At 37.6% G+C, this 23,794-nt stretch carries 21 protein-coding genes; 17 read left to right on the forward strand and 4 right to left on the reverse strand.

The features are described from left to right. Positions 1–400: 400 nt before the first annotated feature. A complete protein-coding gene (locus tag COE25_RS22165; protein WP_098934164.1) occupies positions 401–1,174 on the forward strand; it encodes an NAD-dependent protein deacylase in 774 nt (257 codons plus the stop codon). A 115-nt stretch (positions 1,175–1,289) separates the two neighbouring features. On the opposite strand, the gene COE25_RS22170 is transcribed toward COE25_RS22165, so the two are convergent. The 3 genes from COE25_RS22170 to COE25_RS22180 form a co-directional block, all read right to left on the reverse strand. Then, positions 1,290–2,426 (reverse strand): CAP domain-containing protein, encoded by a 1,137-nt coding sequence (locus COE25_RS22170; RefSeq protein WP_098934165.1) that lies wholly within the window; start codon positions 2,424–2,426, stop codon positions 1,290–1,292. A 300-nt stretch (positions 2,427–2,726) separates the two neighbouring features. Next, positions 2,727–3,404 carry a YdeI/OmpD-associated family protein gene (locus COE25_RS22175; protein WP_098934166.1) on the reverse strand — a complete coding sequence of 226 codons (678 nt, stop codon included), beginning with the start codon at positions 3,402–3,404 and terminating at the stop codon, positions 2,727–2,729. A gap of 21 nt (positions 3,405–3,425) precedes the next feature. After that, positions 3,426–4,400 (reverse strand): 2-hydroxyacid dehydrogenase, encoded by a 975-nt coding sequence (locus tag COE25_RS22180; protein WP_088087929.1) that lies wholly within the window; start codon positions 4,398–4,400, stop codon positions 3,426–3,428. Positions 4,401–4,880: 480 nt separating this feature from the next. Here COE25_RS22180 and COE25_RS22185 point away from each other — a divergent pair, with 480 nt between their 5' ends. From COE25_RS22185 to cysI, 16 genes are all read left to right on the forward strand, one after another. Beyond that, positions 4,881–5,192: a MerR family transcriptional regulator gene (locus COE25_RS22185; protein ID WP_088087928.1), complete on the forward strand. Its 312-nt coding sequence runs from the start codon at positions 4,881–4,883 to the stop codon at positions 5,190–5,192. Between the two features lie 201 nt (positions 5,193–5,393). After that, complete coding sequence (locus COE25_RS22190; protein WP_098934167.1) at positions 5,394–6,584, forward strand: MalY/PatB family protein; 1,191 nt, start codon at positions 5,394–5,396, stop codon at positions 6,582–6,584. A gap of 385 nt (positions 6,585–6,969) precedes the next feature. Continuing rightward, entirely contained in the window at positions 6,970–7,740 is a 771-nt protein-coding gene (locus COE25_RS22195) for a transporter substrate-binding domain-containing protein (RefSeq protein WP_088087926.1), read from the forward strand. A 61-nt stretch (positions 7,741–7,801) separates the two neighbouring features. Beyond that, positions 7,802–8,446, forward strand: coding sequence for an amino acid ABC transporter permease (locus COE25_RS22200; protein WP_088087925.1), 645 nt, complete (start codon positions 7,802–7,804; stop codon positions 8,444–8,446). Beyond that, positions 8,443–9,171: an amino acid ABC transporter ATP-binding protein gene (locus tag COE25_RS22205; protein ID WP_088087924.1), complete on the forward strand. Its 729-nt coding sequence runs from the start codon at positions 8,443–8,445 to the stop codon at positions 9,169–9,171. Before COE25_RS22200 ends, COE25_RS22205 begins: the two co-directional genes overlap by 4 nt. Positions 9,172–9,590: 419 nt before the next feature. After that, positions 9,591–10,244, forward strand: coding sequence for a DUF2238 domain-containing protein (locus COE25_RS22210; protein WP_088087923.1), 654 nt, complete (start codon positions 9,591–9,593; stop codon positions 10,242–10,244). A 162-nt stretch (positions 10,245–10,406) separates the two neighbouring features. After that, positions 10,407–11,339 carry an ABC transporter ATP-binding protein gene (locus COE25_RS22215; RefSeq protein ID WP_098934168.1) on the forward strand — a complete coding sequence of 311 codons (933 nt, stop codon included), beginning with the start codon at positions 10,407–10,409 and terminating at the stop codon, positions 11,337–11,339. After that, positions 11,336–12,436, forward strand: a complete 1,101-nt coding sequence (locus COE25_RS22220; RefSeq protein WP_098934169.1) for an ABC transporter permease — start codon at positions 11,336–11,338, stop codon at positions 12,434–12,436. Before COE25_RS22215 ends, COE25_RS22220 begins: the two co-directional genes overlap by 4 nt. 28 nt (positions 12,437–12,464) lie before the next feature. Next, entirely contained in the window at positions 12,465–12,884 is a 420-nt protein-coding gene (locus COE25_RS22225; RefSeq protein WP_098934170.1) for a DUF6526 family protein, read from the forward strand. Between the two features lie 494 nt (positions 12,885–13,378). Continuing rightward, positions 13,379–13,606 carry a hypothetical protein gene (locus COE25_RS22230; RefSeq protein WP_088087919.1) on the forward strand — a complete coding sequence of 76 codons (228 nt, stop codon included), beginning with the start codon at positions 13,379–13,381 and terminating at the stop codon, positions 13,604–13,606. 160 nt (positions 13,607–13,766) lie between these two features. Continuing rightward, on the forward strand, positions 13,767–16,370 hold the full coding sequence (gene adhE, locus COE25_RS22235; protein WP_098934171.1) for a bifunctional acetaldehyde-CoA/alcohol dehydrogenase: 2,604 nt from the start codon (positions 13,767–13,769) through the stop codon (positions 16,368–16,370). Between the two features lie 79 nt (positions 16,371–16,449). After that, entirely contained in the window at positions 16,450–16,977 is a 528-nt protein-coding gene (hpt, locus tag COE25_RS22240; RefSeq protein WP_088087917.1) for a hypoxanthine phosphoribosyltransferase, read from the forward strand. 101 nt (positions 16,978–17,078) lie between these two features. After that, positions 17,079–17,582 carry a DinB family protein gene (locus tag COE25_RS22245; protein ID WP_088087916.1) on the forward strand — a complete coding sequence of 168 codons (504 nt, stop codon included), beginning with the start codon at positions 17,079–17,081 and terminating at the stop codon, positions 17,580–17,582. 451 nt (positions 17,583–18,033) lie between these two features. Continuing rightward, complete coding sequence (gene ftsZ / locus COE25_RS22250) at positions 18,034–19,179, forward strand: cell division protein FtsZ (RefSeq protein ID WP_098934172.1); 1,146 nt, start codon at positions 18,034–18,036, stop codon at positions 19,177–19,179. Between the two features lie 313 nt (positions 19,180–19,492). Beyond that, a complete protein-coding gene (locus COE25_RS22255; RefSeq protein WP_098934173.1) occupies positions 19,493–21,313 on the forward strand; it encodes an assimilatory sulfite reductase (NADPH) flavoprotein subunit in 1,821 nt (606 codons plus the stop codon). Positions 21,314–21,337: 24 nt separating this feature from the next. Continuing rightward, positions 21,338–23,056, forward strand: coding sequence for an assimilatory sulfite reductase (NADPH) hemoprotein subunit (gene cysI, locus COE25_RS22260; protein ID WP_098934174.1), 1,719 nt, complete (start codon positions 21,338–21,340; stop codon positions 23,054–23,056). A gap of 141 nt (positions 23,057–23,197) precedes the next feature. Here the strand turns inward: cysI and COE25_RS22265 are convergent, their stop codons facing one another. Continuing rightward, on the reverse strand, positions 23,198–23,653 hold the full coding sequence (locus tag COE25_RS22265; RefSeq protein ID WP_066255074.1) for a S1 domain-containing RNA-binding protein: 456 nt from the start codon (positions 23,651–23,653) through the stop codon (positions 23,198–23,200). Between the last annotated feature and the right edge of the window lie 141 nt (positions 23,654–23,794).

A 23,794-nucleotide genomic window follows, 5' to 3' on the forward strand; every position in this document is an offset into this window, starting at 1 on the left:
GTGGGCCTGTGATAAACATATGAAAGAAATATTAACCTTCTTAGAAACTCCCCATATTAGCAAAGCTTCTTATCAAATTAAATGTTCACTTTGTGATAATCATGCACTAGCAAAAATCTATTACACTCATAAACCTTTGCATATGAAAAAAAATAAAAAATTACGTGCATTTGCATAGCATCTATTATGGCCTACCTCGCGTGCTTAAAGTTGTAAAGTAGTGAGGGACAGGCACCATTTATAAAGGCTGTCCCATTAGTTTAACTTGGGGGCAGTTTTTTTATGAAATATATCCTGATTTGTAAATACTATACTTGACATGTGACTAGGAATTGTTTTTTCCTATAAACTAAGTATTATTATTGTTGCCCTAACAGCGTATTTAAAGGAGAAGGAATCGATGGAAAACAAACTGATTGAAACCTGTACAAGCCACATTAAAAATGCAAAAAACATCGTTGTGCTAACTGGAGCGGGGATTAGTACAGAATCTGGCATAAAAGATTTTCGTTCAAGGTCTGGGGTTTATCAACTTGCACCGGAATATATCCTTTCCTTGGATTATTTTTATCGAAGTCCAAGGGAGTTTTATCAATTTGCATTCGAAAATCTTTACCATCCGGATGCTGTGCCGAATGTAGGGCACAAGATTTTGGCGAAGTGGGAAAAAGATGGGAAGGTTTCTCATATCATTACCCAAAATATTGATGGACTTCATCAAAAAGCGGGCAATAAGAATGTCATAGAATTCCATGGAACCATAAAAACAGCAACTTGCTTGCATTGCGGTAAAAGCTATTCGACAGAAGAGATGGAAAATCGTCTCGATACCATCGATGAATTCTATATCTGTGACCATTGTGATACCAGCGATAAAAGCGAACGTTTTATAAAACCGGATGTCGTTTTATTTGGTGATACAGGCAAGTGGTTTACTGTAGAGGGATTTGATGCGATCTTACATATGATAGATGTTGCGGATTGTGTGTTGGTATTAGGGACGAGTCTAAAAGTAATGCCATTCTCCACTTTCCCCCAATACAGAAGGCAAGGCGTTCCACTAATTATTATTAATATAGGAGAAACTCCTTATGATACTAACAGTAATACATATGTTATTCAAGAGTCTATCGGGAAAACCTTGTCCTTATTGGATCAAAAACTAGGAAACTGAAACCGTACAATAACTATACGAGATGTTCCTCATTTTTCCATCGTAAAAGTAAAATCCACAAAACATGGGGTTTTGTGGATTTATTAGTGTTCTGAATAATAACCCCTTGGCCGTACTACTTCGCAAAAAAGTTTTCTGTATAGTAGGGCTGCGATTCGTCATTAAAAGCTACGCCTACTCCTAAAAACTCGTAACCCTTCCGCAAAATATTTTCACGATGTCCGAGGGAGTTCATTAAACCTTCATGGGCGAAGATGCTGCTAAATTGTCCATAGGCAAGGTTTTCCCCAGCCATATGAAAACTGATATCATCCTCTTTCATCCGGTCGAACGGTGATTGTCCTTTCAGATTGGTGTGATCAAAATACTGATGGACCGCCATATCGGTGCTATGTTTACGGGCTGTTCCTCTAACATGCTCATCCCATGTTAGAACTGTAAGCCGATGATTGACTCGTGCTGCATTGGTCAAATCGAATAATTGATATTCAAAACCTTCTTTTAACGCTGAATTGGCTTTGGTGTAAAAGCCTGTTTTCTTCTGCTCAAAGTCTTTACTGATTAATTGTATCGCTGTTACCGTATTATTTTCATGTTTATCATAAAAGATAGTTACGTAAGTTCCCTCAAGCAAGAACACATCATAGTCACTATTTTCCTGTAATTGATAAACTGTCAATCCTTTTTGGATATTGGTGATAGGTTCACCTAGTTTTGCGCGAACATCTATCTTGGAACTTCCTAGTTGGATTCCTTTAGTGGATGCAATTAAATCTTGGTTCGTGTATAATCCTGCTGCTTTGTTGTTTTCATCATACATAACCATAAAAAAATCATGGTAATTTTCGTGATAGGCGTACCAATTCGTCCCATATTCATTAAGTGATGACCGATTTGCCTTGCCTAAATTATGATCAATATCTTCTTTTAGATTACCAAGTTCTATATTATTAACTGAAAATACTTGGTTAGTAGGGATATTTAATTCTACTTTTTCTTTTTGTGGTTGCGGCTGTTGTTTAGTGAGTGGAAGTTCACCTGCCTGAAAGCCAAGCTGCCCAACTAATTGTTGAACCTTTTCATAAAAACTATTAAGTGTTTCTAATACTGCTGAGCTATCTTTTATATTCATTTCAGATTGAACAGAATCAATCTTTTTTTCTATATCGTTTTTCCCCATCTGTTTATCAATAACTGGCAATGAAAAATAAAATAAAAGTATAAATGAGATAATCGCAAGTAAACGAACCATGATATTTCCTCCATTTCTATTAGAATTGTACCCAATCTAGATAAAATGTATAAGTAATATGCTTGGGGGGAATGATATTTAGGTTTTTTTTGAAAAATGATGGCTATGTCATAATATTTTGATGATATTAATAAGTAATATAGGAAGAAAGTGGGGAATAGAACTGATAGGAGCTGATTGTATAAAAAATTTAGACAACCTTCTGCTTACTTGTGATAAAATTTGCTCTTGCCCTCTTAATAAAACGATCCCGTCTATCTAATTAGATAGACGGGATAGTTTTGAATTTACATCCACTGACTATTTCTGCTTCCTTCGATATAATTCCATTGATTTATATCCTTCTCCAAGAACCGTCTCCATTTCTAACAAACGCTTTTCTTGAGTTTCTTTTCTTTTCGCACTATAGACATAACGGGCCCAATCCTTTTGATATCCAAAAGTTAATTGATTAAAAGCTCCCAATAGGTCCTCATTTTTGTTTAAGTACTGTTTAATATCATCCACATGAACAATATAGTCATCCACACATTGGCTAGATTTACTGCTGTCAGCCTTTTTTGTCTTTTTTGGGGCATACTTTAAGCCCACCACTGTAAAAACATCGTTTAGACTGACCATTCTAGAAAACTTTATATCACTGTCAAGCGTATATCCATCATCATCCATAGCAAATACGTTTAACAAGCTGTCGCGTTCAATGTATTCTTTATATTTTGGATTATTCTTCTTTGGATAGGCAAAGTACACATAACCATTTTTCTCGAGTAATTGGTTTGCAATTACAGATTGAAGTTGCCGCGAAAATTCCTCTAAACTAAAAACGAACATAAATATAAGATCATATTTATCGTTATTAATAGATGAGTCATAGTCTAATTCATGAAAGTCATCCAAATCTTCCGGTTTCTGCAGAACAAGCTTCCGTCGATATTTATTCAAATTTAGTTTTTCAACAATACTTTTCGGTGAATTCAAGTGTTTAACTCCTTCGTAATATTAATTCAGTACTTCGGGATTAATCAGGTTCCTTGGGCGTCTTCCCGTTAGTCCTGCTAGTAAATTCTCGACCGCAAGCTTGGCCATTTTAAATTCCGTTTCGAAAGTGGATGACCCGATATGCGGAGTTGTCACCACATTTGGAAATTTGAGAAGCGGATGGTCCGCTTTGACTGGCTCACTTTGGAAAACGTCTAATGCCGCTCCGTGAATCTCGTTCGCTCTTAATGCTTCAATTAGTGCCTTTTCATCAACTGTTTTTCCGCGAGAACCATTCACGAAAATAGCAGACTTTTGCATCAAATTAAATTCCCGTGCCCCCATTAAATTTTCTGTTTCAGGTGTGAGCGGTGTCATTAAACAAACAAAATCACTTTCCATAAGTAAGCGGTCAAGCTCTGTATAGACAGCGTGATATTTTTCCTCAGCCTCCAGGTTGCGCGTGCGATTGTGGTAAAGAATATTCATATCAAAGCCTAAATGCCCTCGCTTCGCAATTAATGCCCCGATTTTTCCCATCCCAATAATTCCTAAGGTTTTATGATGAACATCAATGGCATATTCATTTCTAGTTAAATGCTGCTTCCAATTTCCGACTTTCACGAACTGGTCCAATTCAGGGATACGTCTAGCCGCCGCAAGAAGTAGCCCGAAAATCGCATCAGCGGTAGTATCTTCAAGTACACCGGGTGTATTTGTTCCCATAACACCGTGTTTTGTCATTTCATCAATGGAAAGGTTATTAAATCCAGTTGAGTTATTAGATACAATTTTTAAATTCGGAGCTTGATTCAGTAATTCTTGATCGACAGGAAGGGCTAGACCGACAATACCTTCAGCTGCTTTTAGAGATTGTAAAAAAGCCGGGTCTGTTTTGGGATTTATCCCCTCAAAAATTTCAATGTCAAAACTATCTCTTAAACGATCTAGGGTCTCAGAGAATTCAAAATTATAGGCAAGTATTTTTCTTTTCATCGTTATTGAGTTCTCCTTTTGTATCTGAAAGTAAGAATATATTTTTAAAGTGACATAGAATTTTTAAAGAGTCAACAATTCAGAAAATATTGGAATCGAAAATTAATAAAAAAACCAGGGGAATCACGACAAGTCAGTTGAAAGTTAGCAATTTTTTTGATGAATCAAGATTATAGTAGTATATCAAAAAGGAACTATTTGTGTAAGCGCTCAACAAAATCTTTAATAATCTGCTCATAATTATCAAATCTAAAGTTATACGATTTTACCGTGTTAAATAAGTGTAAAACTGAATCCGCTTACATTTTTAAGCTAAATATTTTTAAAATAATAGTAGAATTAGCTTGAAATGAATATTTTTGTAAGAAAGGAATTTCTTGTTTCAGTGTATTACATCTTATGTTAGAATATATAACATGATAATTGTTTTAAAATTCATATTTTTTCAAATAAACTAAAACAAAATTGGCAGGTGGTATTTTGGGAAACGAAAACCCATCCTATCGTGATCAAAAGGTTATCACCATAGGAATTGTGACAGAATTAACAGGTCTTTCCAGCAGACAAATTCATTATTATGAAACGCGGAAGCTAATTTTTCCAGATAGAACCCCAAATGGGACCCGTAAGTATTCATTTGCGGATATTGAAAGACTGATTGAAATTGCGGAAAAAATAGAAGAAGGGGTACAAACACTTGAAATTCGGAGGGATTTAGCGAAACGGGAAAAACATAAGATGATTATAGGTCAAATCAATTCCCATTTTAATCGGAACGGACCAATAAAATAACGAGGTTTTGAAGGATTAACGCGCATTAAAGAGCGAGGTTCATATACTGGACCTGCTCTTTTTTTAGTGTCATCGCCTACATTTTTGAAAAATTTAGCTACCCAAATTTTCAATCATTTCTTTTAATCGTTATAATTGGAGTAATCAATAAAATTTTTACATGTGAATCATTCACATGTAAAAATTGAAAGGTGGATGTAAATGAAATATAACTTTGATGAAATTGTCAACCGAAGAGGAACCTATTCAATCAAATGGGATGGCGGGGAGTTAATTAAACAGATTGGTCTGACGGAACGATATGACGATGAGACGATTCCATTGTTTACAGCTGATATGGATTTACCTGTACCCCAGCCGTTAGTAGATGCCTTACATAAGACGGTCGATCACCGGATTTTCGGATATACCATCTTTCCAAAAGAGTATTTTGAAGCCATCCAGCATTGGTTTAAAAAGAGACATGATTGGGATATTCCGCAGGAAGAAATCAGCTTTAGTCCAGGAACTGTCCATGCCTTGAATGTTGCAGTCAAAGCATTAACCGATCCGGGAGATGGAATCATTATCCAACGACCGGTTTATCCTCCGTTTACTTCGGCGATTGAAGCCAACGGACGAAAAGTTCGGAATAATGCACTTAAATCGAATAGCGAAGGCTATTATCAAATCGATTTCGAGGATTTTGAAGCGAAGGCAAAAGAAGATACGACGAAAATGTTCATCCTATGTAACCCTCATAATCCAACTGGCAGAGTGTTTACTCGGGAAGAACTAAGGAAATTAGCCGATATTTGTGCGGAAAATGATGTCATCATCGTTGCTGACGAAATTCATGGAGATTTAGTACGCTGTAATCAAACCTTTATTCCAATTACAAAAGCTACCGACCATGGTGATCGAATTATTACTTTTACTGCCATCAATAAAACATTCAATGTTGCAGGGCTTCATTGTACAAATGTAATCATCTCAAATCCTGAACTTAGAAAAACCTTTAATACTGTTATGGGGATGCATTTACCCTCACCTTTTACCGTTTCTGCACTGATCGCCGTTTACAATGAGGGCGAAGATTGGTTAGAACAATTAAAGGAATATATCGATGGGACAATGGAATGGGCAGTCCAATTCTTAGCGGAGAAAATGCCAAAAGTTAAGGTGAGAATCCCAGAGGGAACCTATATCTTGTGGATGGATTTTAGTGATTATGGACTCTCGCCTGAAGAAGTCCATGATCGGATTTATAATAAAGCAAATGTTCTACTAGAAGATGGGAAGATGTTTGGTAAAGAAGGGTTACAATGGCAAAGAATTTGTATCCCGTCCCCTCGACCACTAATTCAGGAAGCAATTGAAAGGATTGCAAGAGAATTCGAGGATGTCAATTAATAGGTGAAATTATAACCAAAACCACGTGGTATCTATATTCCAAGTGGTTTTGTCTTGTGGATAAAAGTGAGGAAAAGTTATAGGATATTTAATATTGAAATATAAATTGATTAAAAAATGAAATGTAAATTTTTCCTTTAATGAATGCATTCTTAAAGAATGGATAAAATAAAAGTATTAATAGTATTGATTTGTTTAATCCAAATCTCTATTATTTCAATAAATCATAAAAATCAATATTATTATATTATGTGTATTATTAAATTTTTTTGTATATTCATATAGTTTAATCCCTTTTTTCTGTTAACTATATGTGATATATTAAATAAGTAAATTTGCTATATTCAGCAAGTGAGAACAATCTGAAAATTAAGGGGAGAATGAAATGAAAAAGTTAGGTCTATTAAGTTTGTTATTAATCCTTTCAATCTTTATCGCTGCTTGTGGAAGCAAAGACACAGCAGACGAGAAAGAAAAAGGTGGAAAAGTATATAAAGTTGGTGTTGATACAACTTACCCGCCGTTTGAATTTAAAGAAGGAAACGATTATAAGGGAATTGATATTGAGTTAATCAATGCAATTGCGAAAAACCAAGACTTTAAAATCGAACTTTCTCCAATGGATTTCGGTGGTATCATCCCAGCAATGCAAGCAAATCAGCTAGATGTGGCCATTGCAGGAATGAGCATTACGGATGAAAGAAAAAAGGTGGTAGATTTCTCAACACCATATTTTGATGCAGGGTTAACAGTCGTTGTTAAAAAAGATAATACAAGTATTAAATCAGTCGAAAACCTTAAAGGCAAAAAAGTTGCTGTTAAAAAAGGTACAACTGGTGCAAAATATGCACAAGATAATGCTGCGAAATTAGGAATTACTGTTGTTCAATTTAATGATAGTCCTGCCATGTTCCAAGAAGTATCTAACGGAAATGCAGATGCACTTATTGAAGATTATCCTGTAATTTCTTATGCAATTGCTCAAAAAGACCTTGGATTAAAAATCGTCGGTGAGCGCTTAAATGGAGATCAATATGGAATTGCTGTTCTAAAAGGACAAAACGCAGATCTTTTGAAAAAAATTAACAATGGTCTTGCTGAGTTAAAGAAAGATGGTACGTATGATAAAATTATTAAAACGTATCTAGGTGAATAAAGGATACGAAATGATTAAGCGCGCTTAATGCGCGCTTTCTTTTTGAAAGGGGATGAACAGGATGGATATTATTTCTGCAGCACTGCCAATGTTATTAAAAGGTCTTCAAGTGACTCTATATATATTTGTTATAGCAATTATTCTAGGATTTTTAATAGGTTTAGTAATAGCGTTATTTCGATTAGCACCGCTCAAGATCTTGAACTGGATTGCTAAGGTTTATGTTGATGCCATTCGTGGAACACCATTTATTGTGCAATTATTTTTTATCTATTTTGGTGTGAATTCTCTACAAGTGGTGTCCCTAAATAGCACTACTGCTGGGATCATCACTGTTGCCATTAATGCGGGTGCATATTTTGCTGAGATTATCAGAGCGGGAATTCAATCAATTGATAAAGGACAAACAGAAGCAGCAAGATCAATTGGTTTTACAGGCTCACAAACCATGCGATATGTGGTGCTTCCTCAGGCCTTTAGAAGAATGCTTCCTACGATTACAAACCAATCCATTATAAGTTTAAAGGATACGTCTCTTTTATCTGTAATTGGGATTGCAGATTTAACACAGCAAGGACAAATTCAGGCTTCTGCCACTTTTGAAGCATTTAAGATTTGGCTGGCTGTTGGTATCATTTACTTTATTATTATTTATTTATTAACCATGCTTGCTAATTTCATCGAAAGGAGGATTCAGCTTAGATGAGCATGATTACAGTTAAAAACTTACGAAAATCGTTTGGTAATGTTGAGGTATTAAAAGATATCAATGCAGAAGTTAAAGAAAAAGAAGTAGTTTGTGTTATTGGTCCATCTGGCTCAGGTAAGAGTACGTTCCTCCGTTGCTTAAATCGCCTTGAAGAAATTTCGGGTGGAGAGGTAGTTATTAACGGACAGGATATAACAGACCCAAAAATCAATATTAACAAAGTAAGACAAGAAGTAGGAATGGTGTTTCAGCAATTTAATCTGTTTCCTCATAAAAGTGTATTAGAGAACATCACCATGGGACCGATTAAAATTCACGCTATAGATAAAGCAGCTGCTGAAAAATTGGCATTTGATCTATTAGATAAAGTGGGTCTAAGAGAAAAAGCCAATAGCTTTCCAGGGGAACTATCTGGGGGGCAAAAACAACGGGTTGCGATTGCAAGGGCACTCGCCATGAATCCAAAAATTATGCTATTTGACGAGCCGACATCCGCACTTGACCCTGAAATGGTTGGTGATGTTTTAGAAGTAATGAAACAGCTGGCACTAGAAGGTATGACAATGGTTGTTGTTACTCATGAAATGGGCTTTGCCAGGGAAGTCGGCGATCGGGTCATCTTCATGGACGGAGGCTACATTGTTGAAGAAAATGAACCGAATGAGTTATTCAGTAACCCTCAGCATGAAAGAACCAAGGCGTTTTTAAGCAAGGTACTTTAAACTATAACATGTTTTCCTACCTGAATTAGGAAAACATGTTTGCAAATTACTTGTTAATACATTTTTTTTAAATTGAGGCGTAGCATATATAAGCTATCAAATACTAGAGTATGAACGAATCTAGTATTTGTTGGCTTATTTTTATTTACTATATTAGTGGTCCTTGTTGGAGAGGATACCAGTGATGTTAGAAAAATACCTGCGATTTATATATTCCTATTTCGTTCTACTCCTAGATAACTCCATTGATTTAAAACCTACCGCTTTTGATATTCATTTTGAACAGAAATTTAAAAAGCTATGTTGTTTAATAAAAGAAAGGATGGACAACCTATAACAGTTATCTTTTAACTTTGTACCGGAGAGCAAGTTAGTTAGTTTTTAACTTTACAACTGTAATATCATTAGGAGTGAGTTAAGTGATAAGAGACAAAAGTGTTTACTTTCATTTACTACTTATCTTGTTTGTAATTGCCGTTTTTATTTGGTCAATCTATAAGCCAGCAGGATATTTAATATGGGCGATGGAAGTACTTCCTGCCATTGTGATATGTATGATTGTACTTATTACCTATAATAAGTTTCGTCTTACTTCGCTATCTTATATCATAATTGCCATTCTTTCGATTCTTACCTTCATTGGTGGTCATTATACTTACGCAAAGGTTCCACTTTTTACTTGGATAAAAGATTATTTTGAATTAAACCGAAACCACTATGACCGCTTTGGGCATTTCTTAAAAGGGTTGTTTGCAATTGTAATAAGAGAAATATTAATCCGAAAAAGAGTGACTAAAAAAGGTCCTTGGTTAATTTCTGTGATATTAAGTTTTTCACTTGCAATTGGAGCTATGTATGAAATTATCGAATGGATATCGACTAAATTAACAAAGAACAGAAAGACTTCCACTGAGTTTTTAGGAGCACAAGGAGATATTTGGGACGCGCAGTGGGATATGTTGTTAAACTTTATTGGTTCTATCCTCGCGTTACTCATCTTATCAAAAGTACATAACAGACTATTAGAAAAAATTAAGGGAATGAAATATAAGAAAGAAAAGGGATTATTGTAATTCTTGTTACTAGTTATTTAAGCCATTCTTTTATTTTGTAGACGTAACACATTTGTAATGGTAAGGTTTTCCTGTGGAGGAAAGTATTTTAGCAATAAATTGGGTAAACAGGGAGGTCTGACGCTTCCTATTCAATTCTAATTGAGAGGAGGAAGCACCTACATGAAATTTTCTCATGATACAATAATTGATGTAAAAGGACTTGTAAAGAACTATGGATCATTTAAAGCAGTGAGTGGTGTCCATTTTCAAGTACGAAAGGGTGAGATATTCGGTCTTTTGGGTCCTAATGGCGCAGGGAAAACGACTACGCTTGAAATGCTGGTAGGCCTGCGTAAACCAGATGAAGGAACGGCCATAATTGGTTCACACGATATCTTACGTGAGCTTTCGAAGGTAAAGGAAATCATCGGGGTACAGTTACAATCAACTTCGCTTTTTGAATTGCTGACAGTTGAGGAAATTCTGAAAATGTACGCAAGCTTTTATCCATCACATATTTCTATTTCTCAACTTATAGAAGATGTGTTGCTTACTGAGAAAAGCAAAAGCCGAATAAAAGGTCTTTCAGGTGGTCAAAAACAGCGTTTAGCGATTGCTCTAGCGTTGGTTCACGATCCACACGTTATTTTCTTGGATGAACCGACCACGGGTTTAGATCCTCAAGCTAGACGAACATTGTGGGATATTGTTCTTCAATTGAAAAATAAAGGTAAAACAATCGTGTTAACCACTCATTACATGGATGAAGCACACAATCTATGCGATCGGATTGCCATCATGGACCAAGGGGAACTGATTGCTTTGGATGCCCCTTCTCAATTAGTGAAAAGTCTCCAGTCAGATAGTGCATTAGAGTTTAGAGTCATAGAACAAGTAGACTTCATTGATTTCTCTAGTATTGACGGTGTTAAGAAAGTTGGAAATCAAACAGATATTCATGTTCTTTATACGGATCATTTACAGAACACATTGACAAGCTTAATCCAATTTGCTGCTGATAATAATCTGCAAATAGTTGATCTGCAAACAAGGACAGCGACACTAGAAGATGTATTTATTCACATGACGGGAAGGAGATTAAGAGAAGCATGAAAGCTTACTGGCAGTTAACTCTCGCACAACTGCGCATTTTTCTACGGAATCGACAGGTGCTGATGTGGACTTTGATCTTCCCTATCCTCCTCATGACCATGCTAGGTTTATTTTTAGGTAAAGGAAATGGACTATCCCTGTCAATTGGGCTGATTGATGAAGATCACACAGCGTTTTCAAGTGAGTTTATAAAAGCTCTTAAAAAAAATGAAGCTATTCATTTAGAGATAAGAAAAGATGAAGATTCAGCACAAACCAGTTTGAAAAATGGTGATTTACAACTTGTCGTAATCATTCCAAAGGGCTATGAATCTAGCTTGAAAAATAGTGGATCACAAGCAAAGCCCTTCAACATCCCGGTTTATTTTAATGATACGAATTTTGCTGTTTCACAGGTAGGAGTAGCTCTAGTTAATGGAGTAATAGATGAGATCAGTAAACAAAGAGTTTCCTATGAGCCTGTCGTTGTAATGGAATCTCACGGCATCAAAGCTCTTAATTTAAAATATATTGATTTTTTGGTACCAGGAATAGTTGCGATGATGATTATGAGTAACAACATGAATGGAGTAGCTGGTCAGATAGCAGCATGGAGAGAACGTGGGATTTTACGTAGGATGCAGGGGACTACACTCAAAGCCTCAACTTTCATAGCAGCACAAATTACAGCACGGTTGGTGATGAATGGAATGCAAGCGCTGATAGTATTACTAGTTGCCCATCTCTTATTTGGTGTAGAAGTTCGCGGTTCTTGGTTTACCTTGATATGTTTTATTGTTCTTGGAACACTAGCTTTTATGGCAATTGGTTTCATCATTGCTGGAATTGCGAAAACACCTGAAAGTGCTGCACCGATCGCAGGCGTTCTATCATTTCCAATGTTATTTTTAGGGGGAGTTTTCTTCCCAATAAAAAATATGCCGGACTTTCTTCAACCTATCGTAAAGCTCCTGCCGATTTCACATTTAAGCACGGCATTACGAGAAATCATGAATGTTGGGGCAAGCTGGACGAGTTTGGGTTTGGAAACAGCTATTTTAGGTGGTTGGCTAATTGCTGCATTTGTGATAGCTAGTTATACATTTAAATGGGAGTAAAAACAAAAACATTATAGGAGGAAAAACAATGAATCAAAATTACAAGAATCATCGTAGATTTCACCCATTGTTTCATTATATCTTATCGCTCTTATTGTTACTTACATTGGTAGTAGCTATTTGGTTAATTATTAGAAACGGAATCAGTCTATCTGCCATCCTTTTTTTAGCCATCGTTATTATCTTGGTCATCATGTTTTTATTAATTAGACAGTATCCTTTAAAGGCACAGGACCGAGCGATACGAGCAGAAGAAAATCTTCGACATTATGTTTTGACAGGAAAATTACTTGATGCCAGACTTACAATTGGTCAAATTATAGCTCTTCGGTTTGCTAGTGATGCTGAGTTACCTGAACTAAGTGAAAAGGCAGCTTCACAAAATTTAAGCCCAGATGAAATTAAGAAACAGATTACTAATTGGAAAGCAGATTATGATAGAGTGTAAGATTAGCAAAAATCTACTCTCCAAATTGGATAATCTGTTACTGCCAAGAGGGATTGTATTGTTGTAGTAGGCTCCTTAATGACTGAAAGCTGATTTCACAAGGGGGTGCGGTAAGAAAGAGGGCTCCTTAATGACCTTAACCTGATTTCACAGGGGGTTATGGTAAGAATTAGGGCTCACTAATAGACCGTTACCCTCTTTTAAATAATGTTACAGTCACTAACTGTTAGTTTTCAATAACCGTACATATACAATTGATAACTTTGATTATCAGACATTATTCTGATATATCAAAATAAATGTAATCGTTTTCAATAGATAGAGTATTTCACCAAATATATGCCAATATTATCATTCATAACTATTGATATATAAGGATATAGTACTATTTTTGGTAGAATTAATCACAATTCACACTTTGTTCAACACTTCACAAATCGTTATTCAAAATACATGTTATGATAAATCCATAAACAAACAAGGAGTGATAAGACATGATGGTATGTGAATGGAAAACCTTCTCTACAGATTCTGAAACTTATACCCTAGAAGTATTTGAAGAAGCAGTTGGGGATGAATTTGAGGCAATGTATTTTAAAGAAAATGAAGAAATCCCCGCCTATATCTGGACCGTAAATTATGTGGTTATTGTTAAAAAGTATTCGAAGGTTCTAACTGACATTTTATTTGAAAAGATTCCACGCAATCCAGTTTGTGAGTAAAAATCAAGTAGAGTGTTATTATTTTTAATCAAAAATGTGAAACTTTTCACAAATATAACGATACATGACATCCAGAGAAAATATCAGCTTGATTGTGTATTATTTTTTAAAAGTACTTGTGAAAAACTTCACAAACACTTAATCAAATGGAGGTATTACGATGGCAGTAGTAGAAAAGGCAGTTAATGAAAAACAAACCGTAACACAAATGGTTAACTTTTTGGTGGAAAACGGTCTAAAAGCATTGAATGAATTCCGCAGCTTCGACCAAGACATGATTAATAATATTGTCAAAGAAATGGCTTTGGCCGGTCTTGATCAGCATATGCCACTTGCAAAGCTAGCCGTTGAAGAAACAGGAAGAGGCGTGTACGAAGATAAAATCATCAAAAACATGTTTGCTACTGAATATGTCTATCATAATATCAAATATGATAAAACCGTTGGTATTATTAACGAAAATGAACATGAAGGAATGATTGAAATTGCGGAGCCGGTCGGGGTGATTGCTGGAGTTACACCTGTAACCAATCCAACATCGACCACTATGTTTAAAGCACTCATTTCAATTAAAACCAGAAATCCAATTATTTTTGCCTTTCATCCATCGGCACAGAAATGCAGCAGCGAAGCGGCTAGGGTGCTTAGAGATGCAGCAATCAAGGCGGGTGCGCCAGAAAATTGCATTCAATGGATTGAAACACCGTCGCTTGAAGCAACACAAGCCTTAATGAACCATTCAAAAATATCATTAATTCTTGCCACTGGCGGTGCGGGGATGGTTAAATCTGCTTACAGTTCAGGTAAGCCAGCACTCGGAGTTGGGCCAGGAAATGTCCCTTGTTATATTGAAAAAACAGCCAATCTTCATCAGGCAGTTAATGACTTAATTTTATCAAAAACGTTTGATAATGGAATGATTTGCGCTTCCGAACAAGCAGTCATTATTGATAAAGAAATATACGAAGTTGTAAAACAAGAAATGATAGCAAATAACTGTTATTTTTTAAATGAAGAAGAAAAAGCGAAGGTTGAAAAATTAGTTATTAATGAGCAATCCTGTGCTGTTAATCCAGTAATTGTTGGGATGGCTGCTTCAAAGATTGCACAGTTAGCAGGAGTAAAGGTTCCTGATGATACAAAGATCCTTATCGCAGAATTAAAAGGTGTCGGAACAGGATACCCACTTTCAAGGGAAAAATTGAGCCCAGTGCTTGCTTGTTACAAGGTAAGTGGTCTTGAGGAAGGATTAAAACGGGCCGAAGAAATGCTGGAGTTCGGCGGGCTAGGTCATTCAGCTGTTATTCATACCAATGATCAAACAGTGATTAAGAAGTTTGGACTGCGGATGAGAGCGGGACGTATTATTGTCAACGCCCCATCTTCACAAGGTGCGATCGGTGATATCTACAATGCCTACATGCCGTCCTTAACCCTCGGATGTGGAACGTATGGTGGGAATTCTGTCTCTACAAATGTGGGTACTATTCACTTAATTAATATTAAAAAAGTGGCGAAAAGGAATATTAATATGCAATGGTTTAAAGTTCCATCTAAAATTTATTTCGAGAAAAATTCAACTCAATATCTTGCCAAAATGCCGAAAATTTCGAAAGCATTTATTGTCACCGACCCTGGAATGGTGAAATTAGGATATGTGGATAAAGTCCTTTACTATTTAAGAAAGCGTCAAGATTATGTTCACTGCGAAATTTTCTCAGAGGTTGAACCAGACCCATCGATTGAAACAGTGATGAAAGGTGCAGAAATGATGGCTAACTTCCAGCCAGATGTTATCATTGCGCTTGGCGGTGGCTCTGCAATGGATGCGGCCAAAGGAATGTGGCTGTTCTATGAACATCCAGATACAGAATTCTTTGGCTTGAAACAAAAGTTCTTAGATATTCGAAAACGAATTGTTAAATATCCGAATCTTGGCCAAAGGGCACAATTTGTAGCCATTCCTACCACTTCTGGAACAGGCTCGGAAGTAACATCATTCTCGGTTATTACTGATAAAGAGGCAAATATTAAATATCCGCTTGCTGATTATGAATTGACTCCAGACGTAGCCATTATCGATCCGCAGTTTGTGATGACGGTGCCTAAACATATAACTGCTGATACAGGATTGGACGTGTTGACACATGCGATTGAAGCATTTGTATCCTGTATGGCCAATGATTTTACGGATGGCCTTGCAATAAAAGCAATCCAGCTCGTATTTGAATACCTGCCAAGAGCTTACAAAAACGGTATGGATGAAGAAGCGCGCGAAAAGGTCCATAATGCTTCAACCATTGCCGGCATGGCCTTTGCAAATGCATTTTTAGGCATTAATCATAGTCTTGCACATAAGCTGGGAGCGGAATTCCATATCGCACACGGACGGGCAAATGCTGTGCTTATGCCGCATGTGATTCGCTATAATGCAGCTAAACCTAAGAAATTCACAGCCTTTCCAAAGTATGATCATTTCAAAGCTGACAAACGATATGCTGAAATTGCTAGAATACTAGGTTTACCTGCTAGTACTACTGAGGAAGGTGTGGAGAGCCTCGTTAAAGCTATTATTAAATTGGCGAAGGAACTTGAGGTTCCAATGAGCCTTGAAGCAAATAATATAAATAAAATCGAGTTTGAAAGCAAGGTTGACTATTTAGCAGACCGGGCCTTCGAAGACCAATGTACCACTGCAAACCCTAAGCTTCCATTAGTAACAGAATTGGCTGAAATTTACCGCCAAGCCTATAAAGGGGTATAATAATCATTGCCAATACGAAAAATCAAATTAATTGGTTTTTCGTATTGGCATTTTATTTTTTAAGAAGAGGGTGTATTTTGTGGGGTACAGAATTAAAGATGTGATGATTTCCGAGACAGAGATTAAAGACAGAGTGAAACAATTAGCAGAGGAAATTGAAAGTGATTTTAATAATGAAGCAATTGTCCTTATTGTTGTCCTGAAAGGGTCGTTTGTTTTTGCAGCAGATTTGATTCGTGAGATGAAGGGGGAAATAAAAATTGATTTCATCTCTGTTTCTAGCTATGGTGACGAGACCGAGTCAACGGGGAAAGTAAGGTTATTAAAGGACCTTGATGCGAATATTACCAATCAGAATGTGGTTGTAGTTGAGGATATTATTGACAGTGGCCTGACATTGCATTTCTTGCGCGGTCATTTAAACACACATAAGCCGAAACAAATTAGAATTTGTACTCTTTTAGATAAGCCTGAAAGAAGGAAAGTTGATTTGCCCGTGGATTATGTTGGCTTTGTGATCCCAGATGAATTCATTGTTGGTTATGGGATTGACTATGCCCAAAAATATAGAAATTTACCTAATATATCTACTGTAGAGGAGTATTAAGGAATTCTATTAGAAAAAAATTTCATCGTGGGAAATTTTGCTATATATACCAACGATGATATACTTTTACTGTAAACTATTTAAAGATGGAGGAATGATTAATGTATACTTCTATAACTGAATTTATTGAGGATTGGAATCAAGAAGCAGCCTCTACGCAAAAGGTTTTGGATGTGTTGACAGATGAATCTCTTCAACAAGCGGTATCACCTGAGGACCGTACATTAGGAAGAATTGCCTGGCATGTTGTAACAAGTACACCTGAAATGCTAAACGAGTTCGGTGTAAAGGTTGAAAATGTAGAAAACTCCAATACAGTCCCATCCACTGCCAAGGAAATCGCTGAGACCTTTCGAAAGGTTAGTGCAGACACAATGGACGCTGTGAAGCAGCAGTGGACAGATGAATCCTTAAAAGAAATGAAAAATGTGTTCGGGATGGATATGCAAAAAGCAGTAACACTTTCTCTTTTAATCAAACACATCATTCATCACCGCGGTCAAATGACAGTCTTAATGCGCCAAGCTGGATTAAATGTCCCTGGAGTGTATGGCCCATCAAGAAACGAATGGAGTCAAATGGGGATGGAAGCTCCAGCGCTATAAATGTACATACTAGACTCTCAAGCACACCTAACAAAGGTGTGCTGTTTTTATGTCTAACATGATAGCGCGTTGTATCATAGTGCTAGCAAACTAATATATATTTGATATTGCTATCCTATTACCGGGTTTCTCTTTATATATCGTTGGTTGTATATCAAAAGAACTACTTTATCTGCACGTTTTATAAATTTTGCATTTATGTTAAATATTTCTACATTATTCTACAAAATAATCTAATTCAAGTGTCACCTTTCTATATTAAATCCTCCATTATTTTGGTAAAATATCAATAAGCAAAAATTATACATACTCAAAAAAAGATTAGTTGTAAAGTTAATCATTCAACAATCTCTACTACTAGATCATTAAAATCTTCAATTAGATCATAAGTCTACGATTATTTTTTTGAATAGTGAGGCAATTAACTAAACGCATGATGAGGAGGAAGAATATGTGGGATTTTGACATGAATATAGATCAAGTTGCAAGAATTAAAGTAATTGGTGTTGGCGGCGGAGGGAATAATGCTGTCAATCGTATGATTGAAGGTGGAGTTCAAGGGGTAGAATTTATTGCAGTGAATACTGATGCACAAGCTCTTAACCTATCAAAAGCTGAGATAAAAATGCAAATTGGTGCACAATTGACAAGAGGTTTAGGAGCAGGTGCTAATCCAGAAGTAGGCAGGAAAGCAGTTGAAGAAAGCAGAAGGCAGTTGGAAGATGTATTAAAAGGAGCAGACATGGTGTTCGTTACCGCCGGAATGGGTGGTGGTACGGGAACCGGTGCTGCTCCAGCGATTGCTGAAATTTCACGCGAAATTGGTGCATTGACTATCGGTGTCGTTACTCGTCCGTTTGGATTTGAGGGACGTAAACGTGCGCAAAATGCAGCAAACGGTATTGAATTAATGAGGGAAGCGGTTGACACCTTAATTATTGTTCCTAACGATCGATTATTGCAAATTGTTGACAAAAGAACACCGATGATTGAAGCGTTCCGGGAGGCAGATAATGTACTTCGCCAGGGGGTTCAAGGTATTTCCGATTTAATTGCTGTCCCAGGATTAATTAATCTGGATTTTGCAGACGTTAAAACGATAATGAGTAATCAAGGGACAGCCTTAATGGGCATAGGGGTTGCAAAAGGGGATGACCGCGCGGTTGAAGCAGCAAAAAAAGCTATTTCTAGTCCATTATTAGAAACGTCGATTGACGGTGCCCAAGGGATACTCATGAACATCACAGGAGGTAAAGATTTAAGTCTTTATGAGGTGCAAGAAGCAGCCGACCTTGTTGCTTCTGCAGCAGATAAGGAACTAAATATGATTTTTGGTTCAATTATCAATGAAAATTTTAAAAATGAAATTATGATCACGGTCATTGCTACTGGTTTCGATGATAAACCGGTACGAAGCAAACCGTCTACCCTTTCACATAAGGAACCACAATCAAAATCACAAATACAAGCCCCAACCCGACGTGAGCAAGTGAGACATGAAGACCCATTTCATTTTAACGATCAATATGGGCAGGAATCAGAGGACTCGCTCGACATTCCGACGTTTTTGCGTAACCGAAACAAAAGGAATCGATAGCAGTTCCTGCATCCGGCGCAATGAGTAGTGTGCACAGGACAACACCCTAAATTGGAAAATGTCCCGGTGGACTCCTACCTTGCGCCATTGTTATAAATATGGCAATATTCAATAAAATATTTTAATAAAAATATGAAATAATCTGATTTTAATCGTTTAAATCGTTAAAACCGACTTGACTTATAGGAATAGTAAAACTATTATTATATTAATCATTTTTTGACTGAAAAGTATGTATTGTAAGATTGTTGAAACTAGTCATGATAAATAAATGATCACTGTAAGTTAATAATCCTTTGTGAGGTGGATTTTGGTGCAACTTCAAGTATTGAACAGTCCTTTTAATCAGGAGCAGGCAGAGCTCCTCAACCGCATTCTGCCTACCTTGACAGAATCACAAAAAGTCTGGCTGAGCGGTTTTTTGGCAGCAGCCCAATTTGCTTCGATTCCGGGTTCAGGAAATATTCAGGTGGCAGATGGTCCTGCAGGGAACACCGCCCAAACTATTTCAAAAGATGTGACCATCCTTTTTGGTTCACAAACAGGTAACGCTCAGGGCCTTGCTAAGAAGGCGGGCAAAAAGCTTGAGGGAGAAGGCTTTCAAGTAACGATTCAGTCAATGAGCGATTTTAAACCAAACAATTTAAAGAAGATCCAAAACCTGCTGATTGTCACAAGTACTCATGGAGAAGGTACGCCCCCTGACAACGCGCTGTCATTTCACGAATTTCTAATAGGAAAGCGGGCTCCGAAGCTTGATAATCTCCGCTTCGCCGTATTGGCGCTTGGAGACAGCTCGTATGAGTTTTTCTGTCAAACGGGAAAAGACTTTGATGCTCGGCTGGGGGAACTTGGAGGAACAAGGCTATATCCTCGCTTTGACTGTGACCTTGATTATGATGAGCCTGCAGCTGAATGGCTGGCAGGTGTCCTTATCAGCCTAAATGAAGCCGTTGGCGTAAGTCCAATACCTGAAAAAGAATTAGCATCACAACTAGTTGAATCAACGTATTCAAGAACCAATCCGTTTAAAGCAGAAGTCCTTGAAAATATAAATTTGAACGGCCGCGGCTCGAATAAAGAAACACGTCACCTCGAGTTATCACTCGAAGGTTCTGGACTTACCTTTGAACCAGGGGATAGTCTTGGTATTTATCCGGAAAATGATCCCGCCCTTGTTAAATTACTGCTAGACGAAATGAACTGGGATCCGGAACAGAAGGTGACAGTCAATAAAAAGGGTGAGGTGCTTTCACTTAACGACGCGCTCCTCTCACACTTTGAAATAACGACCTTAACCAAACCGCTTTTTGAGAAGGCAGCATCGCTTTCTGCCAATGAGAAAATAAAGGAACTTCTATCAGCGGGGAATGAAGATAAATTAAAAACGTACCTTGATGGACGTGATTTGCTTGATTTGGTCCGTGATTTTACACCATGGATTGGCTCAGCTCAAGAGTTTGTCTCAATCCTTCGAAAGATGCCGTCCCGTCTTTATTCAATCGCGAGCAGTTTATCGGCAAATCCTGATGAAGTCCATTTGACGATCGGTGCGGTCCGCTATGAGGCACATGGACGTGAACGAAAAGGCGTTTGTTCCATTCTAGCAGCGGAACGTCTGCAGCCAGGTGAAACAGTGCCAGTATATATTCAACAAAACGAAAACTTTAAGCTGCCAAAGAACGCGGATGCCCCAATCATCATGGTAGGTCCGGGGACAGGTGCAGCACCGTTTCGTTCCTTTATGCAAGAACGGGAAGAAACCGGAGCAACAGGTAAATCATGGATGTTCTTTGGAGACCAGCATTTCGTAACGGATTTTCTTTATCAAACAGAATGGCAAAAGTGGCTGGAAAACGGCATACTTACAAAAATGGATGTTGCATTTTCTCGAGACACGGATCAAAAAGTATATGTGCAGCACCGCATGTTGGAACAAAGTCAAGAGGTATTTAAGTGGCTTCAAGAAGGTGCTCACCTCTATATCTGCGGTGACGAAAAACACATGGCACATGATGTTCATAAAACGTTAATTGAGATTATTGAAAAAGAAGGCGGCTTGAACCGTGAAAAAGCTGAAGAATATTTAGCCGAGATGCAGCAGCAAAAACGTTATCAGCGTGATGTATACTGATTTGGATTGGAAAGGAGTTTCAACATGGTAAATCAAATTTTAAAAGCGCCAGATGGCCCGCCAAGTGATGTAGAAGGTATTAAAGAAAGAAGTAATTATTTGCGCGGAACTCTTAAAGAAGTAATGCTCGATCGGATTAGCGCAGGTATACCGGATGATGATAACCGTCTGATGAAACATCACGGTAGTTACTTGCAGGATGACCGGGATCTCAGGAATGAGCGTCAAAAGCAGAAACTTGAACCAGCATACCAATTTATGCTGCGTGTTCGCCTCCCGGGCGGGGTTGCCTCACCGGATCAATGGCTTGTTATGGATGAGCTTGCGGATAAATATGGCAATGGCACATTAAAGCTGACTACTCGTGAAACATTCCAAATGCATGGGATTTTAAAATGGAACATGAAAAGCACCATTCAGGGAATCCATAACGCGCTGATGGATACGATTGCTGCTTGCGGCGACGTAAACCGAAACGTCATGTGTTCATCAAATCCATACCAATCTGAACTTCATGCCGAAGTTTATGAATGGTCAAAAAAATTAAGCAATGATTTATTACCTCGGACAAGAGCGTATCATGAAATTTGGCTGGATGAAGAAAAAGTAGCCGGGACTCCGGAAATCGACGAAGTCGAACCAATGTACGGTCCGCTTTACTTACCGAGGAAGTTCAAAATCGGAATTGCCGTGCCGCCTGGAAATGATATTGACATCTTTTCACAGGATCTAGGCTTTATTGCGATTGTAGAAGATGAAAAGCTTATCGGTTTCAACGTAGCGATTGGCGGCGGGATGGGGATGTCGCACGGAGACAAAGCAACCTATCCGCAGCTTGCTAAAGTCATTGGCTTCTGTAAACCAGATCAATTGTATGAAATAGCTGAAAAAACGATTACGATTCAACGGGACTACGGTAACCGTTCTGTCCGCAAAAACGCTCGTTTCAAGTACACTGTAGACAGACTTGGCCTTGAAACCGTTAAGGCTGAATTGGAACATCGTCTTGGCTGGACATTAGATGAAGCAAAGCCTTACCATTTTGACCATAACGGTGACCGTTATGGCTGGGTAAAGGGCGTAAAAGGTCAATGGCATTTAACACTGTTTATTGAAGGCGGCCGTGTCGCAGACTTTGATGATTACAAGTTGAAGACAGGATTGCGTGAAATCGCCAAAATTCATACCGGTGATTTCCACTTAACAGGAAATCAAAACGTAATTATAGCCAATGTGTCCACGCAGAATAAGAAAAAAATTAATGATTTGATTGAACAATATGGTTTAACTGATGGCAAACATGCTTCTGCGCTGCGTCGCAGTTCAATGGTTTGCGTTGCACTTCCAACCTGTGGTTTGGCGATGGCGGAAGCAGAGCGGTATTTACCATCTTTAATCAGTAAAATCGAAACCATTGTCGAAGAAAATGGTCTGAGCGAAAAAGAGATTACTATTCGAATGACCGGTTGTCCGAATGGCTGTGCCCGTCATGCTCTTGGGGAAATTGGCTTTATTGGGAAAGCGCCTGGCAAATACAATATGTATCTTGGTGCCGCCCATGACGGCAGCCGTCTAAGTAAAATGTACCGTGAGAACATAGGAGAAGAAGATATTTTAAACGAACTGCAAGTGTTGCTTCCTCGCTATGCGAAAGAACGGGAAGAAGGCGAGCATTTTGGTGATTTTGTGATTCGAGCCGGTGTGATCGAAGCTACAACTGACGGTACCAATTTTCACAATTAATCAAAAGAGACAGGGAATGAAAATCCCTGTCTCTTTTGTCGTTTAATTCAAATGGAATTTTTATGTGCAAATAAAAAAGGCAAACATGTCTAAATGCATGTTTGCCTTTCGCTATATAATGTTGTATTAAAAACGATACAGTTATCCGCGTCTTCCGCCTCTGCCGCCCCTTTTTGTTTCAGTGCTGCGTTTTAAGGTGGATAAGTTCTCTTCACTAGCCTTTAAAAATTTAGCCATTTTGTCTTCAAAATTTTCTTTAGGTTTAAAAGTGCTGCCGCCTTTTGAACGGAAATCTTTAGAACGGCTATCTACTCTTCCCTGACGTGGTGGACGTTGGGAATAAGACGAGGTTTGTCCTTCGGGCTTATCTATAGCTTTTTTGATGGACAAGGCAGTCTTTCCGTCCTTCTCACTAATTACTTTTACTTCAATTAGGTCGCCAACTTTAAGATGGTCATTAACGTCTTTAACATAGCTGTCCGCTACCTCACTGATATGGACTAACCCTGTTGTGCCACCAGGCAATTCTACGAATGCCCCAAAACTAGTGATGCCTGTTACTTTACCTTGTACCTTAGTACCTACCTCGATTGACATAAAAAAATGTTCCTCCTCAATAATGTTACAACCACCTCATTATAACAAATAGATGGGTATAATATCAATTCTTTCATCAAGTGCCTGACATCTTTTTTTATATAACCCTCAATTTCTAAAGTTTCTTGATGTGTTATATGG

The sequence above is a fragment of the Bacillus sp. AFS031507 genome, assembly GCF_002584635.1.
Lineage (GTDB): Bacteria > Bacillota > Bacilli > Bacillales > Cytobacillaceae > Neobacillus.

Excerpts from the sequence above, each read along its gene's own strand:
- COE25_RS22205 (WP_088087924.1), top strand. The coding sequence starts at position 8,443 with ATGAGCATGATTACAGTTAAAAACTTACGAAAATCGTTTGGTAATGTT.
- adhE (WP_098934171.1), top strand. The coding sequence starts at position 13,767 with ATGGCAGTAGTAGAAAAGGCAGTTAATGAAAAACAAACCGTAACACAA.
- COE25_RS22245 (WP_088087916.1), top strand. The coding sequence starts at position 17,079 with ATGTATACTTCTATAACTGAATTTATTGAGGATTGGAATCAAGAAGCA.
- COE25_RS22190 (WP_098934167.1), top strand. The coding sequence starts at position 5,394 with ATGAAATATAACTTTGATGAAATTGTCAACCGAAGAGGAACCTATTCA.
- COE25_RS22180 (WP_088087929.1), bottom strand. The coding sequence starts at position 4,400 with ATGAAAAGAAAAATACTTGCCTATAATTTTGAATTCTCTGAGACCCTA.
- COE25_RS22230 (WP_088087919.1), top strand. The coding sequence starts at position 13,379 with ATGATGGTATGTGAATGGAAAACCTTCTCTACAGATTCTGAAACTTAT.
- COE25_RS22220 (WP_098934169.1), top strand. The coding sequence starts at position 11,336 with ATGAAAGCTTACTGGCAGTTAACTCTCGCACAACTGCGCATTTTTCTA.
- COE25_RS22195 (WP_088087926.1), top strand. The coding sequence starts at position 6,970 with ATGAAAAAGTTAGGTCTATTAAGTTTGTTATTAATCCTTTCAATCTTT.
- cysI (WP_098934174.1), top strand. The coding sequence starts at position 21,338 with ATGGTAAATCAAATTTTAAAAGCGCCAGATGGCCCGCCAAGTGATGTA.
- COE25_RS22265 (WP_066255074.1), bottom strand. The coding sequence starts at position 23,653 with ATGTCAATCGAGGTAGGTACTAAGGTACAAGGTAAAGTAACAGGCATC.
- COE25_RS22200 (WP_088087925.1), top strand. The coding sequence starts at position 7,802 with ATGGATATTATTTCTGCAGCACTGCCAATGTTATTAAAAGGTCTTCAA.
- COE25_RS22165 (WP_098934164.1), top strand. The coding sequence starts at position 401 with ATGGAAAACAAACTGATTGAAACCTGTACAAGCCACATTAAAAATGCA.
- COE25_RS22215 (WP_098934168.1), top strand. The coding sequence starts at position 10,407 with ATGAAATTTTCTCATGATACAATAATTGATGTAAAAGGACTTGTAAAG.
- COE25_RS22170 (WP_098934165.1), bottom strand. The coding sequence starts at position 2,426 with ATGGTTCGTTTACTTGCGATTATCTCATTTATACTTTTATTTTATTTT.
- COE25_RS22225 (WP_098934170.1), top strand. The coding sequence starts at position 12,465 with ATGAATCAAAATTACAAGAATCATCGTAGATTTCACCCATTGTTTCAT.
- ftsZ (WP_098934172.1), top strand. The coding sequence starts at position 18,034 with ATGTGGGATTTTGACATGAATATAGATCAAGTTGCAAGAATTAAAGTA.